The sequence below is a fragment of the Lyngbya sp. CCAP 1446/10 genome (assembly GCF_026130175.1).
Lineage (GTDB): Bacteria > Cyanobacteriota > Cyanobacteriia > Cyanobacteriales > Microcoleaceae > Microcoleus.
On the sequence record NZ_JAIGNI010000033.1, the window covers coordinates 15,900 to 32,784 of the forward strand.

Genomic DNA, 16,885 nt, shown 5'->3' on the forward strand with positions numbered 1-16,885 from the left:
TACCCGATGAATTCAAGTTCCTCCAACACCAATCGAGCTAATATTTTAGTAGTAGACGACACACCACAAAACCTGCGGCTGCTGGCAGGAATTTTGAGCGAAAAAGGCTATCAAGTTCGCCCAGTTCCTAACGGTAAGCTAGCACTGTCTGCCGCTCAAAAAATGCCCCCGGATCTAGTGCTGCTGGATATTATGATGCCGGAGATGGATGGCTATGAAGTTTGTCAGCGGCTCAAAGATTCTGAAGTAACCAAAGACATTCCGGTGATTTTCATCAGTGCGATTAACGACGTGATGGATAAAGTTAAAGCTTTTGGAGTTGGGGGAGTGGACTTTATTACCAAACCGTTTCAGGTTGAAGAAGTTTTAGCCCGGATCGAAACTCATTTAAAAATTTGTTCGCTGCAACAAAATTTGCAAGAAAAAAATCAAGATTTAGCAACTGCCATCTACCAACTGCAAGCCACCCAAGAGCATTTGATTCAATCGGAAAAAATGGCGGCACTGGGACAACTGATTGCCGGCATTGCCCACGAAATAAATACCCCCCTGGGCATTATCGGCTCCTCTATTGATAATATAGCTACTTTCTGGGACGATAATTTAGGAAAAATGCCTCATTTTTTTCAACAACTTTCCGAAGAAAGTCAAGCTCACTTTTTAGCGTTACTTTACAGATCTACCAATCAAAAAATTTTATTTACTAGCAGAGAGAAGCGAAAATTTAAGCAGCAGTTGACTGGGGATTTGAGGGCAGCATCTGTTAAAAATGCTGAAGAAATTGCGGATACTTTAGTTGACATGGAAATCTACGATAACATAGAACAGTTGTTGCCACTTTTTAAATTGCCGGATTGGGAAGTAGTTTTCAATACAGCTTACCAGTTTGTGAGCTTTAAGAAAAGTATTAGCCTAATCCAAAGAGCGACAGCTAAGTCGGGAAAAGTAGTATTTGCCTTAAAAAGCTACGCTCATTTCGATAGCAAGCAAGAAAAAGTCCAGGCGAACTTGCACGATGGCATTGAAATGGTGTTAACCCTTTATCAAAATCAACTGAAACACGGTATAGAAGTCGTTAAAAATTATGGAAATTTACCGAAAATTATGTGCTATCCCGATGACTTAAATCAAGTTTGGACGAATCTTGTTCACAATGCCCTGCAAGCAATGGATTATAAAGGTATTTTGACGATTGAAACTCTGCTGCAAGAGGCAAATATTTTGCTCAAATTTACTGATAACGGCAAAGGTATTCCCCCAGAAATTATTCCTAAGATTTTTCAGCCATTTTTTACGACTAAATCTGCGGGCGAAGGTAGCGGTTTGGGATTGGATATTGTGAGAAAAATTGTTGACAAACATGAAGGTACAATTGCTGTAGAATCGGTACCGGGGCAGACAACTTTTACCGTCTCGCTGCCAATCTATTAAACAAAACTTACCCGCAGGGGGCTGATTCCCGGTAGCGCCAGGGGCTGTCTCGCTGACAAAGACAAGATTTATTGCGATAAACCGGGTTTCTTTTCGGAAGTCCTCTTAAAATAAGATACGGGGCAGATATCGTGCATCCTCGCCCGAAATCAATCACAGAGGAGCAAGTCATGTCGGTAAACCCACTAAAATTCAAGCAGAGAGGAAAAGATGAATAAGCCTGTAATTCTTTGCGTTGACGATGAACCCGATATCTTGAAGACTCTCAAGATGCAGCTCAAAAATGAATTTAAAGATGATTACTTTTATGAATTAGCTGAAAGTGGTGATGAAGCTTTAGATTTGCTTGAGGATTTTGAAGAAGAAGCTGAGGTGATTGTGATTGTTTCTGATTGGCTGATGCCGGGAATTAAAGGTGATGAACTTTTAATTAGAGTTCACCAAAAATATCCTAAAATTATTAAGGTGATGTTGACCGGACAAGCGGATGCAGCGGCAGTCGAGCGGGCAGTACAAGAAGCTGATTTATATTGCTGTTTGTACAAACCGTGGAATAGCAAACAGTTAATAGAGACGATCAAATCTGGGCTGGCAAAGTTATTATGAAAAAACCTGTGATTGTGTGTATTGATGACGAACCTGATGTTTTGAACAGTTTAAAGATTGAACTGAAAAAGGCGATCGGCGATCAGTGTATTATTGAAACGGCTGAAGGAGGGGAAGATGCTTTAGAGTTGCTGGCAGATTTGCAGGCAGATGAATACGAGATTGCTTTGGTGCTTTCCGATTATATCATGCCGGATATTAAAGGGGATGAACTGCTCAGAAGAATTCACGAAAGCTCGCCGGATACGCTGACGATTATGCTGACGGGGCAAGCAGATTTGGAAGCTCTGAGCAATGCTATCAAGTATGCTAAATTGTACCGTTATATCCCTAAACCTTGGCAAAATGAAGACTTAAAATTAACTGTGGTAGAAGCAATTCACAGTTACTTGCAAGACCAAAAGTTAACAGATGAAATCCTGAAGAGGCAAGAGGTAAACGAGGAGTTGAAGCTAGCAAATGTGGCTCTGTCGGCGAGTGAAAGCCGCCTGAAGCAATTTTTAGCAGCTTTGCCAGTGGGGGTATCTGTTTACAATCCCGACGGCTCGATCGCCTATTTCAACCAGACAGCGCGCGATTTGCTGGGTGCAGACACGATCCCGGAAAGCACAGCGGAACAATTAGCTGCAACTTATCAACTGTATGTTGCCAATACTGATCAGCTTTACCCGCCGGATAATCTGCCAATTTTGCGTGCACTGAAAGGAGATTTTGTCAAGGTTGACGATGTAGAAATCCGTCAAGATGACAAAATAATTGCGATCGAGATCAATACTACGCCGATTTTTGACGAGAGCGGAAATATTGTTTATGCGATCGCAGCTTTTCAAGATATTAGCGATCGCAAACAAGCCGAAAAAATACTAGCAGATTACCAGCACACCTTAGAAACCCAAATTGACGAACGTACAGAACAACTGCAACAATCCGCCTTAGCTGCTGAATCTGCAAACAAAGCTAAAAGCACGTTTCTGGCAAATATGAGCCACGAGTTGCGGACTCCTCTCAATTCCATACTGGGGTTTGCACAAATCATGGAAGGCAGCCCCAATCTTACTGTCGAAAACAGAGAAAATCTGAGAATAATTCGCCGCAGTGGCGAACACTTGCTCACCCTGATCAATGAAGTCTTAGACTTGTCAAAAATCGAAGCTGGGCGGATGATTGTCGATCCGAAAAACTTCGATCTCTACCATTTGCTGGACGACTTGCAAGATATGTTTTTATTGCGGGCAAAAAATCAAGAATTGCAGTTGCTTTTCCAGCGTGAGGATGACGTTCCCCAGTACGTGCGAACCGATGATGTTAAACTGCGGCAAGTGCTGATCAATCTCCTCAGTAATGCGATTAAATTTACGCAGACAGGCACGATTATATTAAGAGTTGTAAAATTAAAGAGTTCGGAAATTGTTGATTTACTGGCGAATCCAACAGTGTGTTTTGATACCACAAAAAGTATTAGGGACTTTGCGATCGATAGAGGTGATTCTGCAACTATTGAATTGAGAGAAGATGTTGATAATTCTGATCGGGATCTGATTGTTTTCCTTCGGATTGAAATAGAAGATACAGGAGTTGGCATTGCTCCTGAAGAATTGGGCAATGTTTTTCAGGCATTTGTGCAAACAGCTTCTGGTCAAAAAACTCAGAAAGGCACGGGTTTAGGATTGACGATCAGCCGTCAATTTGTCCGCCTGATGGGAGGAGAAATTGTGGTAGAAAGTCAACTGGAACTAGGCACTACTTTTAAAATTGAAATCCCAGTCTGTGCGGTTGGTACTGCTGATATTCCAGCCCCGGAAATTAACCGCGAAGTTGCTGGGTTGGAACCAAATCAACCGTGCTACCGGATTTTAATTGTGGACGATCGCGAAGACAACCGCGAACTTTTAGTCAAAATGCTTTCTCCTTTGGGTTTTAAGCTGCAACAAGCTGCCAACGGCCGCGAAGCAGTAGAAATGTGGGAAAATTGGCACCCGCACTTAATTTTGATGGATGTGCGAATGCCAGTGATGGACGGCTACGAAGCTACTAAAGAAATTAAGGCCAGAATACAGCAGAGAGAGCAAGAGCAGCAAGGAAACTGGGAAATGAGTATTTCCCATCAAGAATCCCCGATTCCGAAGATTGTTGCTTTGACAGCTAGTACAATTGAAGGCAGGCGATCGTTTGCTTTATTGGTCGGCTGCGACGATTTTGTTAGCAAACCTTTCCGCAAAAATGATATATTTGATACCCTTAACAAACATTTGGGGGTGAAGTATCTATACTCTGACTCAACTGATTTTATCCCAACGGGCGATCGGCATCATCTATCTGATTCCACATCTAATGCTGCGCTTGCTTATTTACCCACACTGCCCGCAGAATGGATAGATAATATTAGGCAGGTAATCCGCAGTGCTGATTTTGACTTAATTGCCAGGACAATCGAAGAACTAAGGGATGCTCATCCTGAATTTGTCGAAATCCTCCAGGGTCATCTCGATAATTTTGATTACCAGAAAATTCTCAATTTAATTGCCGAGGCGGAGGAATCAGATCGTGGATATGAAGGCGGAACAAACTGAAAACTATCAAGCAGATATTTTAGTAGTTGACGACACGCCAGATAATCTGCGTTTGTTGATTAAAATATTGCAGAACAATGGCTATAAAGTTCGACCTGTTACTAATGGTTTTTCTGCCCTAGATGCGATTCAATCGAGCGCGCCAGATTTGATTTTGCTCGATATTATGATGCCGGATTTTAACGGTTACGAACTCTGTAAACAATTGAAATCACAACCGCAATTTAGGGGAATTCCCATCATTTTTCTGAGCGCGCTAGAAGAAGGAATAAATAAGGCACAAGCTTTTGAAGTGGGCGGAGCAGATTATATCACAAAACCTTTTCAGGTGAAAGAAGTATTGGCGCGAGTGAGCAATCAACTTACTGTGCGTTCCTTGCAAATGCAATTGCAACAAAAAAATCAAAAGTTGACAGATCAAAATGTTCAGTTGCACCAGGAAATTGCCGAACGCCGTCAGGTTGAAATGGAAACAAGATTGCTCCTACAGGCCACTCAAGCTATTAGCAAATCTGAGGATTTTGAGTCGGCTATAGATGTGATTTTAGGTTTAATTTGCCAAACTATTGAATGGAATCTGGGCGAAGCTTGGATTCCTTGCAGTGACGGCGTTTTAAGATGCGCTAAAGGCAGGTATGTCAGCGACTCGATTTTTGCCCAATTCCGAGAGACAAGTTGGCAGTTAACTTTTCCTGCTGGTGTGGGACTGCCGGGGAGGATTTGGCAGTCGCATCAGTCTGAATGGATTGAGGATATTTCTATTGCACCATATCAGGTTTTTTTGCGATCGGAAATTGCGGTGAATGTGGGATTGAAAGCAGCTTTTGGTTTGCCAATTTTGGCGGACAACCAAGTGTTAGCTATTTTGATTTTTTATCGCGAGAAAGTTCTGAAAAGCCAGCCGCGCTTGTTGGAATTGGTGAGTGCGGTTGCTACGCAGCTCGGTTCGATGATTCAGCGGAAACAAGCTGAGGCGGCGCTGAAGTTGCAGCAAGAGCAAACAGAGAAATTGCTGCTGAATATTTTACCGAAACCTATTGCTGAGCGCTTGCAAAAAGAGCAAAAGTTGATCGCGGATCATTTTGATGAGGTGACGGTATTGTTTGCTGATTTGGTGGGTTTTACAGAGTTTTCTGCTCACAAAAGTCCGACGCAGTTGGTAGAAATTTTGAATGGGATTTTCTCGGAGTTCGATATGTTGTCTGAGTTGCACGGGTTGGAAAAAATTAAGACGATTGGGGATGCTTATATGGTGGTTGGGGGTTTGCCGACGGCGCGGGAGGATCACTCTGAGGCGATCGCACTTTTGGCTTTGGAGATGCAGGTAGCTTTGAGAAAGTTTAATCTCAAAATTGGAGAAAGTTTTCAATTGCGGATCGGAATTCACAGCGGTTCGGTGGTGGCGGGAATTATTGGAATTAGCAAATTTAGTTATGATTTGTGGGGGGATACTGTGAATGTTGCTTCGCGGATGGAGTCGAACGGATTGCCGGGTAAAATTCAAGTGACTGCACAGACTTACGAGCGTTTGAAAGAGCAGTTTGTTTTTGAAGATCGTGGTCAAATTGCGGTTAAAGGTAAAGGAACAATGCTGACTTACTGGTTGATTGAAGAACAAATTCATTCAGTTGACAGTTGACAGTTGATAAAAGAAGTCCTAGGATTGCAGTAATGAATAGTCTGATTTCAATTGATCCCGATCAGGGTTCCGGCTTTAAACCAATTCTTTATGATAAATGTTTTTAATTTTTTGATGTCAATTTCAATTAATATTAAAATTAGATCCAATTTGCACTTTTAGGAGGGCTAATCCTTTGCAGACAGTTGAAACAAAATCGCCGACAGCATTGAAAAGAGTCCTTGTTATTTTAATATCACTGATAGCGGTAGCGGTACTGTCGATCGCTATTTTTATCGCACTTCCCGGAGAAAAAACCATGTTTGCTGGAAAAAGACCTGCCAATATCGGCATTGTGTCAGGAAAACTCGCCGCGTGCCCTGCTTCCCCCAACTGCGTCAGCAGCTTCAGTCAAGATGCCGAACACCAAATCGAGCCTTTGGCATACACTTCGTCGCCTGCTGAGGCAATGGCTAAGCTCAAAGGGGTGATCGAGTCCTCTGCAAAAACTAAGATTATCACCGCAACTGATAATTACCTCTATGCGGAGTTCACGAGTGGTTTGATGGGGTTTGTTGATGACGTAGAATTTTTGGTAGATGATGGGGCAAAGGTGATTCATGTGCGATCGGCTTCGCGTCTGGGAGAGTCAGATTTAGGAGTCAACCGCAAAAGGATAGAGACTCTCAGAACTCAACTTTAAGATAGGAGGTACGGTTGAAACCGCCTCTAAACAAACGTGTTAGCCTTCTTGAACGGTAGTCCACCTCCGTGGACTAAAGAAAATAACGTAATTTAAACCGCCCAGTCTTTAACCCGCTTGGAGTGGGTTTTGTTTGTCCAGAAGCGGTTTCAACCGCCCGGTCTTCTCGATCGGGTTCTGAATTGCTGAGTGCGTCAACACCGACACCGCGCTGTATTCCTATAGTATTAAACACCCTAAATTAAACACTTCAGACTTTAGGGAGAGGGAAGTTAAGCCATTAATTTCTACTATTAATTTAAGTAGAGCAACGAGGATAAAAACATGGCACTTCAAAGAATTGCAGATTTTGAACCCAATTATAAGGATGAAATTTTTGCTGGAGACGACATCAAGGGATTTGATGTTTATGCCGGCGAATCTGACGAAAAAGTAGGTACTGTTTATGACGCTTTGGTTGATGAAACGGGTCGTTTCCGCTATCTGGTAGTTGATACCGGTATTTGGATTTTTGGTAAAAAAGTGTTGCTGCCGATCGGCTCGGCCCGCTTCGACTACGCAGCCAATCGCGTCCACGCCACAGGCCTTCGCAGCAAAGAGCAAGCAGAACTATTGCCGGCTTACAATGAATTAGAACCCGTAGATTACGATCGCGAAGAAGAAGTAAGAAGCGTTTACCGCAATCAAGGCACATCAGCAGCAATCACAGCAGCTCCTGCTAGCTACGATCGCAGCAGCTACAGCTACGATATCGATCGCCCCCTCTACGAAACCAACGAACAGAACCACCAAAATTTCAAGCTTTATGAAGAACGCTTGATTGCCAACAAAAACCGCGCCAAAACCGGCTCCGTAGCAGTTGGTAAGCGCGTGGAAACAGAAACAGCACGAGCTTCAGTACCCATTGAAAAAGAACGAGTCGTAATCGAGCGAGTAACGCCCGTAGAAGCGGGTCGAGTAGTTTCAGTCGGTGAAGCTGATTTCCAATCAGGGGAAGTTGCACGCATGGAAGTCTACGAAGAAACGGCCGACATTCACAAAGAAGCCTTCGTGCGCGAAGAAGTCAACATCAGAAAAGAAGTTGTCCGCAGCACGGTTGAGGGCGAAGAAACCTTGCGCCGTGAAGAATTAGACATTAACACCGATGGCACTCCGGTTGTAGATAATAAAACTATCTAAACCAACCGCAGCAAGTCTTGAATAGGAATTGCGCATTCATCACACAATTCTGTCACCGCAGAGGTTTGAGTTGTGCGATCGCGCAATTCCTAGATAACGCAATACGCTTGGGTTAACAGTGTTTATTTCCCGGAGATACCCCTAAATCCCCCGGATAGTCGGGGGACTTTGATCAGATTCTTGTCCCCCCCTTTTTTAGGGGGGCTAGGGGGCATCTTTCTTAACTGAATCGTATTCCTATATAACGGCGGGTGGAGTACGAAAATTGTCGGGTTTTGGCAAATTTTATGCACTTTCCCCGCCTTTACCAATTCGCCATTACCAATTCATAATAAAAATCCATTAGCAGGAAAGTTTAAAAAATGAACGGTCAAGCATCAGCCGAAAAAATAGCAATGGCAAAATCAATTACCCATCTCAACCGAGTGCCGGAAAAAGTCAGAACTAAGCTAAAAAGTTTTACAGTCAAAGACAGCCAAGGTCACTTGGTAGGCAAAATAAAAGATGTCTATTTTGATGCTAGCGGTCAGCTAAATTTTGTGGTATCAGGGCTAGGTAGCGAAAATTATAAGATTTTTTTAGTAAGTATTAAGCTGCTAAAAAAAGTTGATTATCACCAAAAAGCGCTGTTTTTAATTATTAATTCGGAGCAAGTCGATCGGCTGCCGGTGATTTCGGCAAATGCCGAGCCTCAGTCTTGGGAAAATCCCTCAGAACAGCTTGGTGAAGTCAGCAACAGCGAGTCAACTAATCCCTCAACAGTTATGTCAAATCTCACAGATACCGATCGCCCAAATGAACATTTAGAGACAGATGAGCGCGAGGAAGACTTTGATATTGTCGATCAAGATGTAATTCGCTTGCTAGAAGAACGATTGGTGATCAATCGCAGCAAGCGTAAAGTCGGCGAAGTCATTGTCCGCAAAGAAATTGAAACTCGGATGGTACAAGTGCCTATCCAGTGGGAAAAGCTGATTGTCGAACAAGTGGGCGATGATCCGAAGGTGTTGGCAGAAATAGATTTGGGCGAGGGACACATTACCGGTATAGACTTGACGGAGACTAAGAGCGATCGCCAGGAACCGACAGTTAAGGCGGAATATACCTCTGTGCAGAAAGCTAGCAAAATCTTAAATGCGATCGCCTCTCAACCCCGCCACGGTTGCGTCAAAGTCCGCATAGAACTCGTTCTAGAGAACAAGCAACTGGAAGAAACTTACCAAAAATGGATGACGGAAAGCCACTCAGATGACCAAAATTAACAATCACATTAGTTTGTAGTGAGGACTAAAGTCCTGAGATATTTATGAGGAGTTTAGTCCTCACTATAAACATCTTGAAATTTTGAGCGATCGACACATCGACAAATATGTACCAAATTGCAGTAAAATTGTGGTGGTCAAATTTAGAAGTATTTGAAAATGCCCAGCACCATCTCCGACATTAAAGTAAAAACGATCGCAGGCGCAGACAAGCAGCTAGGAGAGTACGCTGGCCAGGTACTCTTGATAGTTAACGTAGCTTCCAAATGCGGCTATACACCTCAATACAAAGGACTCGAAGAATTGAGCCAGAAGTACAGCGCTGCGGGACTCAGCGTTTTAGGATTTCCCTGCAACGACTTCGGAGGTCAAGAACCAGGAAGTAACGCAGAAATCGTCAATTTCTGTACTACAAAATACGGTGTCAGCTTTGAATTATTTGACAAAGTACACGCTAAAGGCAGTCAGCAGCACCCGCTGTACGCTAAGCTGACGAGTGCAGTCGATCCCAAGGGTGAGGTTTCCTGGAATTTTGAAAAATTCTTAGTTAGCAAACAGGGTGAAGTAGTTGCCAGATTCGGCAGCAGCGTGGGCCCAGATTCGGCAGAATTGATCGCTGCGATTGACAAAGAATTGGCAAAATAAGAAATAAGAAGGAAGAAGGAAGAAGGAAGGAAGAAGGAAGAAGGAAGAAGGGTGTACACTACGCACCGATTGACTTTTACCCCCCATCGCTTCGGCATCGCTTGACTTTTTCGGTGCGAAATTCGCACTCTACAAGATTAGCCGATGCTATAAGATGGCACCTACTTCTCTTCACCATTGTTGACAAGCAATCAGCAATTAACAAATACCGATGATTAGATTTAATTGGAGAATGGTTTAATTTAATGGAAAATACATCGGGATTAGATTTAGCTGTGGGTTTATTGGCGTTCGCGATTCTGGGAGGCGGGCTAGCAATGCTATTTGTAGGTATGGCATCGTTCCCTAATGACAAATAATCATAATTTAGCTAATGTCCTCACTAAGCTGTTGCACATTTAAATTATATATTCGGGGCGATGCTCAGAGCAACGTACCACAAGAGTTTGATTGTTTTTTGACATATAATTTAAATGCAGAATAGCTTAACAGCATTCAATTTTAACACTCGCAATTGACAATCATGCAAACTACCGAAAGCACCGTCAAAATTGTCCTCGCGCCGGGGAACTTGCGCCGCGTTCACCATATCGCTTTAAACGTGCGCGATATGAATGCTTCCCGCCACTTCTACGGTACAATTCTCGGCTTGCAGGAACTCACAGGTGCGGAAATTCCCGCAAGTTTAACAGAAATGGTCGCCGCTGGTAAAGTCGCTAATTTCATCACTCCAGACGGGACTGTGATTGACCTATTTTGGCAGCCAGATTTGGAACCGCCAAACCCAGATCCCCAGAAGGCTTTTACTCGCGCTAACCACTTGGCTTTTGATATCGATCGCGATTTGTTCGATCGCGCTCTGGAAGTGCTAAAGTCTAATCAAATTGCGATCGACAGTGGCCCCGTCACGCGCGCTACAGGACGCGGCATTTACTTTTACGATCCTGATGGATTTATCATCGAAATCCGCTGCGATGCCGTTTAAACAGGCGCTATCGGACTTTCGGTGCGCACGGATCACCACACATTTACGATCGGCTTCGCGGTGCGCTATGCCCTATGTTGGAAGCGTACCTGATCTTTCTGAGAAAGGCTATATCTTATTTGCTAACAGATTGCTTTGGCCAAGTAAACCGAAAAGTTGCTCCCTCACCTTCGGCTGATTCTATGGAAATACTGCCCCCTTGACCTTCAACAATCTTCTTCACCAGCGACAAACCAATGCCAGTATTTTCAACTTTATCACGAGCTTCCAAAGTCTGAAAAATCACAAAAACTTTATCATGATATTGAGCAGCAATCCCCTGCCCGTCATCCGCCACAGCAAACTCGTAAAAATCGTCAAAGTCTTTAACCGATATGTTTACGTAACCGGATTCACTTCTATTGTGCTTGATAGCGTTGCTAATTAAATTAGCAAAAACCTGCTGCAACGGCAATCTTTCAGTCACAAAAGTTGGCATTCCCGGTTCAATTTTCACCTCAAATCCCGACGGCGGCGCCAACGAATCAATAACTTCTGCTAATAACTTCTCAACTTTTACCATTTCTGAAGGCACTTGAATGCGTCCGACGCGGGAATATTGCAGCAGTCCCTCAATCAAAGCTTCCATCCTGTGAACTCTGCCGCGCAGCAGGTTCATTTGGTGCAGAGTATCCTCTGTCATCGACTCGCTGAGGTCTTCTTCTATCCAACTGCTGAGATTTGCGATCGCCCTGAGTGGCGCTTTCAAATCGTGAGAAACTACATAAGCAAACTGGTCTAATTCTTGATTCCGCTTTCTCAAAACACTCGTCGTCTTAGCCAGCGACTGCGCCATCCAATTCAATTCTTCAGCGCGCAACTTGAGCGCTTCTTCAGCTTGTTTGCGTTCCCTAATATCTTCTACCACACTCATCAGAAATTGACTGCCATTTTGTTCTCGCAGCAGCGAAACCGTCAAGTTTGCCCAAACCAACTCTCCGTCGTTGCGGATGTAGCGCTTTTCCAGAGAGAAATTTTCAATTTCTCCTGCTAACAATTGGCGCAAAAGTTCCTGTTCGCTTGCTAAATCTCCGGGCCAAGTAATCTGCTGAAATCTTTTCTCAACCAATTCTGGGCGACTGTAGCCCAAAATTTCGCAAAGTTTTTGATTGACTAACAGCAACTTGCCATCCACACTCGCTTGAGCCATGCCGACTGCGGCTTGTTCAAAGGTATCTCGAAACCGCTGTGCGCTTTCGGCTAAAGCAATTTCTGAGCGTTTGCGATCGCTAATATCGTTGCTAATTTCCAAAATAGCCACGGGTTGATCTTGATCGTCGTACTGCAAAGTCCACCGGCTTGCCACCATTATTTTTGTGCCGTCTTTCTTGGTACGCACCAGTTCCCCTTGCCAAGAACCCCGCTCGAAAAATACTTTTTGAATTTCCTCCAAAGGCTGCTTCCATTCTGTTTGCAAAAGCTCGTGAATATTTTTTCCGATTGCTTGCGACTTCCGCCATCCGTAGAGCCACTTCGCGCCCAAATTCCAATAAGAAATCGTCCCGTTCAAGTCGAGTACCGCGATCGTATCGTTCGCCAAATCCAGCATTTGCGCTTGCTTGCGCAGAGTTTCCTCAGCTTGTTTTCGTCCTCTAGCATCGCGGCAAATCGCAATAAACAAGTGTTGATTTGCCAGACGCATCTCGCTGAGGGCCAACTCCATCGGAAACTTGGTTCCGTCCCTGTGAAGTCCAACTGTTTCTTGCTGGTAAGTCTTCAGCTTAGCATCGGGATTTAACATAAAATATTCTATCGAGTAATCCCCCGCGGTGTTGTACGGCTGTGGTTGAGCTATCAGCCTGCGTAGGTTCGAGCCAATTGTGCGATCGGCTTGAGCGCCAAAAATCCGTTCTGCGGCCGCATTAAAAGACTCAATATTTCCCCCTTCGTCCAAAGTAATAATCCCGTCAGCCGCATTATCTACCACAGCTTGAATCCGAGTTTTACTTTCCTCCAAGCCTGCTTGCCGCTTCCTCAATTCCTGCTCTAAACTATCAAATAAATACCAGGAAGCCCCTGCACCTAAACAGCCGAAAACCAAACCAGCAACTTGTACGAAATTAGTTAAATCTATCAACTCTCGTCTTTGCCGATCTAAAGCTTTCTGCTGGGCTTCGCCGACATCAAGAAACGCATTAATTTGTGCGCGCAGCTTATCCATCTTCAATTTGCCTTGAGCAAACACCTGAATTATTTCCGGTGACTGTACTTTTATGGCAGAACTGTCGAGCTTATTCAAAGTATTTTGCAAGAAAGTTATTTGCTGTTCGCTACTTTTTTTGATTTCTTCAAATGGCTGAGCTTGCAGTTTATTTTCTCGAACCATAACTTTGATTTTAGCCAGCAGCGGAGGCAAACTTTTCTTTGCTTTTAAGTAGGGTTCTAGAAAATCGCGGCGATTCGTCAACCCGTAACCTCGAATGCCCGTTTCCGCATCCACCGCCAGTGTTAACGAGCGGTTAGTTTCCTGAAGTATTTCCCTATTAGTATCTGCTCGCTGTCTGATTTTTAGGGTAATATCGCGGATACCTACAATTGCTATAAGTGAAGCAAACAGACAAATCACGGGGATAGCAACGATGACTGTTCCCCGCTGGCGAATCGGTCGGTCTGTCCATGTAAGTTCGATGAAGCGATCGAGCAAATACTTCACGGATATTGAAGGATAAAGTTTGTTGGCAGTATATCGCTTTTTGGCAATTTAGGCTAGGGATAAGTTCATTTTTTTGTTTGGCAATAACTGGGGACTAACCGTGGAAACTAGATTAGACCCCTGCAATAGCTACCTGCTGAAAGTTACAACAGATTTTTTACCAAGCTTTTTAAACGGAAGTAAGGAGAAGGAAAGGGTTTTTTTCGGCAGCGAAATCGTAGGCGAAGCAGAAAGAATCGTTTCTACTTTACCCTCGTTTTCGCCTTCGGCTTTTGCTTTAAAAGTAGAGTCTGTTTCGCAAGCATTCTGAACTGTTGGAACTACAATCCACCTGCCTGTAGCGGGATCGCGATGACAAGTGAAAGGATTTATTTTTAGCGGTTGACTGCAAGGTTTAATCATGTAGATGCACTCCTTTGATTCTGAGAACTTGCGCGCTGATGAAGGCGGCATTGCTATCTCGCCAGTAGAGGCAGCAGTTTGAAGGTAAAAAGCAGAATTGTGTTTCTGCGTCCAGAGACCTTTGATAATTCCTGATTTCCTGTTAACTTTTGCCTTCTACTGGTTCCCGACCATAGCATTACTTTTACCCAATTGCCTTTCTGCAAGCAACCCCCCACCCCCTTAATCAGGTTGAGGTGCGACTTGTGAATGCAGCGAGGCGCCTGATCCCGCCTGCGACACAATTTTGGGATAATACAGGTATTCTAGGCTGGGAAAAAATGCTACTGTGTGATCGGCAACAGAGGTCGATCGCGATCGGTGTCACAATTAAAACAGGAATAGGTCATTGGTCATTGGTCATTGGTGATTGGTCATTGGTCATGGCGAATTATTGCATCTTTCACCCATCCGTTAAATCTGTTAAATCCATCGCGTACTCCTTGCCTTCTTCCTAATGACTACTGACTACTGACTACTGACTACTGACTACTGACTACTGACTACTGACTAATATCAACTTTTGCTTTTAATTGAACTGTAAAAGTAGAGCCAATATCTAATTGACTCTCAAGAGTAATATCGCCGCCCATCATCTGACAAAACAAGCGGCTAATCGCCAATCCTAAACCGGTGCCACCGTACTTGCGAGTAGTCGAAGCATCTCCTTGCATAAAAGGTTGAAACAAACCATGCTGCTGTTCTGGCGACATTCCAATCCCCGTATCAGATACCTGCAAATAAACCCAATCGCTGTCGCCTGCTGGTTCGCGAGTCGCGCTCAACAGCACCGTTCCACCTTCGGTAAACTTCAGGGCATTCGAGAGCAAATTGAACAGAATTTGCCGGACTTTAGTCAAATCTGCATACATCACTCCCAAATTTTCAGAGCAAGAAACTTGCAATTGATTTTGATTTTTTTCGACCAAAGGGTGCAAAGTTGCAACGACTTCTTCTATTAAATTACTGAGGTCAAATTTTTCTAAATAAAGCTCCATCCGACCAGCTTCTATCTTAGAAAGGTCTAGAATATCGTTAATTAAAGTCAGCAAGTGTTTGCCGGCGTTATAAATTTTTTGGGTATCGGGAATGATGTCTTCGAGTCCCGATTCGCGTGCTTCTTCTTGTAGCATTTCGCTGTAACCGATAATCGCGTTGAGCGGTGTCCGCAGCTCGTGGCTCATATTGGCTAAAAAAGTGCTTTTAGCTCTCGAAGCTGCTTCAGCTTTGTGTAAGGCTTCTTGCAAGGCTATTTCGGCTCTTTTGCGCTCGGCAATTTCGATGCGGAGCAGTTTATTGGCGGCGGTGAGTTGAGCGGTGCGCTGATCGACGGTCATTTCTAGCTGCGCTTTGGCTTTGGAGAGTGCTTCCTGAGCCCGCTGGCGCTCAAATCCTTCGATCGCCAACGCTACCAAATTTGCCAAAGAATCAGCGAAGGTTCGCTCCTCCAAAGCCCACTGGCGGGGCGCGCCGATATGTTCGAGAGAGAGGATGCCCACGATCTGGCCGCCGAGCCTAATTGCTACATTTAATATGGATGAATTGGGCTTGCTGGCATTTGGCCGCACAGTGGAATGTTCGGCTAGCGAAGATGAGTGGGAAAAATTTGTTTGTAGAGATTTTTGAGTTTTTGTCGTAGGTTCTAAAGCATTGTCCGATCGCAAATTTTCGCCCGGTGTGTCGCCTTCAACCTCTAAAATTGATAAATTTAAATCGCTTGCCGATGTGGACTCCCGGCTCAAATGATTCTCCTGGGTGCGATCGTACAAGTCGAGACAAACTAATTTGAGGTTGGGGATTTTAAACTTAGAATGATTCACCCCCTCGTGTTGCTCTGGGGCAGTGGCCTCTGTATCGAGTGCCTCTGTTTGGTTCTGGGCGAGCACTCTCTCGGTAAAATTTAGCTGAGACGGATTGGGGTAACGAGTTCCAAATCTCAAGTGGTTGTAAAGCCAGACGCTGACTTTTTCCACTTCCAAAGTGCGGGAAGCAGCCTCGGTAATTTCGCGAATTCCCACATTCAGCGCGCCGTTGTTGAGAGTCCTCTGCCTACCTAGCTGCAACAAAGCCAAACTCTGGCGGCGGAGACGCTTTTCGCTCTCTTGGAGAGTTTGTTCTGCTTCCTTGCGTTGGGTGAGGTCGTACAAGGCGCACAATGCCGTCTGCTGCCCGTTAAACACCAGCGACTGAACCGAGATCATCGCCCAGAAAACGGTGCCGTCTGATTTTTTGCAGTGGAGTTCGTAGTTTTGCAGGTGTCCTTCTTTAGCAAGTGCCTCAAGTACCTTTGGGCGATCGGCGGGGTTCAAGTAAAAGTCTGGAGTGGTGCAGCCGATCAATTTTTCTAGGGGTATGTTCAGGAGAGAAGCCAATTGAGCGTTCGCATACAGAATTAAGCCGTCACAGAGGCGAGAAACTAATACGGGCACGGGAGTTGCCGAGGCGATCGCCCGAAACTGCTCTTCGCTTGAACGCAGCGCCAACTGAGCTTTGCTCAGCAAGTGAGCTTCCATCGTATCTGAATGTTCGGTGGTAGTCTCCAGCAAAATTTCTAGGTCAACCTTTTCGCGCTTCAAGTTTTCAAGTTCCGCACTCAGCCGCTGAACGTCCAAAAGTAGCTGTTCTCTCGATGGTTCTTCCTGCATAGCAATTGAAAATTGGTAATTTTTAGTCTGTGCTGAAGTTTTTTACGGTTTTGTGCTAGTTTAACTATGACTTATTCCGATTAACTTCAGCCACCCTCATCCTGGTTC

Annotated in this window: 12 protein-coding genes; 9 read left to right on the forward strand and 3 right to left on the reverse strand. The window is 44.4% G+C overall.

The window, feature by feature from the left end; translation table 11 throughout:
• The first annotated feature begins 6 nt into the window (after positions 1-6).
• From K4039_RS15300 to K4039_RS15340, 9 genes are all read left to right on the forward strand, one after another.
• On the forward strand, positions 7-1,431 hold the full coding sequence (locus K4039_RS15300) for a response regulator (RefSeq protein ID WP_265236216.1): 1,425 nt from the start codon (positions 7-9) through the stop codon (positions 1,429-1,431).
• 210 nt (positions 1,432-1,641) lie between these two features.
• A complete protein-coding gene (locus K4039_RS15305) occupies positions 1,642-2,037 on the forward strand; it encodes a response regulator (protein WP_265236218.1) in 396 nt (131 codons plus the stop codon).
• Positions 2,034-4,607, forward strand: coding sequence for a response regulator (locus tag K4039_RS15310; protein ID WP_265236220.1), 2,574 nt, complete (start codon positions 2,034-2,036; stop codon positions 4,605-4,607). The genes K4039_RS15305 and K4039_RS15310 overlap by 4 nt, the downstream gene beginning before the upstream one ends.
• Positions 4,582-6,246: an adenylate/guanylate cyclase domain-containing protein gene (locus K4039_RS15315; RefSeq protein WP_265236222.1), complete on the forward strand. Its 1,665-nt coding sequence runs from the start codon at positions 4,582-4,584 to the stop codon at positions 6,244-6,246. Before K4039_RS15310 ends, K4039_RS15315 begins: the two co-directional genes overlap by 26 nt.
• 175 nt (positions 6,247-6,421) lie before the next feature.
• Positions 6,422-6,928, forward strand: coding sequence for a DUF1499 domain-containing protein (locus K4039_RS15320; protein WP_375339809.1), 507 nt, complete (start codon positions 6,422-6,424; stop codon positions 6,926-6,928).
• A gap of 324 nt (positions 6,929-7,252) precedes the next feature.
• The gene (locus tag K4039_RS15325; protein WP_265236225.1) at positions 7,253-8,107 is read left to right on the forward strand and encodes a DUF2382 domain-containing protein; all 855 of its coding nucleotides are present in this window, start codon (positions 7,253-7,255) and stop codon (positions 8,105-8,107) included.
• 362 nt (positions 8,108-8,469) lie between these two features.
• On the forward strand, positions 8,470-9,369 hold the full coding sequence (locus tag K4039_RS15330; RefSeq protein WP_265236226.1) for a YsnF/AvaK domain-containing protein: 900 nt from the start codon (positions 8,470-8,472) through the stop codon (positions 9,367-9,369).
• Positions 9,370-9,528: 159 nt separating this feature from the next.
• A complete protein-coding gene (locus K4039_RS15335) occupies positions 9,529-10,014 on the forward strand; it encodes a glutathione peroxidase (RefSeq protein WP_265236228.1) in 486 nt (161 codons plus the stop codon).
• A 523-nt stretch (positions 10,015-10,537) separates the two neighbouring features.
• Entirely contained in the window at positions 10,538-10,999 is a 462-nt protein-coding gene (locus K4039_RS15340; RefSeq protein ID WP_265236230.1) for a VOC family protein, read from the forward strand.
• 115 nt (positions 11,000-11,114) lie between these two features.
• On the opposite strand, the gene K4039_RS15345 is transcribed toward K4039_RS15340, so the two are convergent.
• The 3 genes from K4039_RS15345 to K4039_RS15355 all read right to left on the reverse strand — a co-directional run bounded on the left by K4039_RS15345 (position 11,115) and on the right by K4039_RS15355 (position 16,777).
• Positions 11,115-13,691 (reverse strand): PAS domain S-box protein, encoded by a 2,577-nt coding sequence (locus K4039_RS15345; protein ID WP_265236232.1) that lies wholly within the window; start codon positions 13,689-13,691, stop codon positions 11,115-11,117.
• A 129-nt stretch (positions 13,692-13,820) separates the two neighbouring features.
• Positions 13,821-14,144: a hypothetical protein gene (locus tag K4039_RS15350; RefSeq protein ID WP_265236234.1), complete on the reverse strand. Its 324-nt coding sequence runs from the start codon at positions 14,142-14,144 to the stop codon at positions 13,821-13,823.
• A gap of 491 nt (positions 14,145-14,635) precedes the next feature.
• Positions 14,636-16,777 (reverse strand): PAS domain-containing sensor histidine kinase, encoded by a 2,142-nt coding sequence (locus tag K4039_RS15355; RefSeq protein ID WP_265236235.1) that lies wholly within the window; start codon positions 16,775-16,777, stop codon positions 14,636-14,638.
• Between the last annotated feature and the right edge of the window lie 108 nt (positions 16,778-16,885).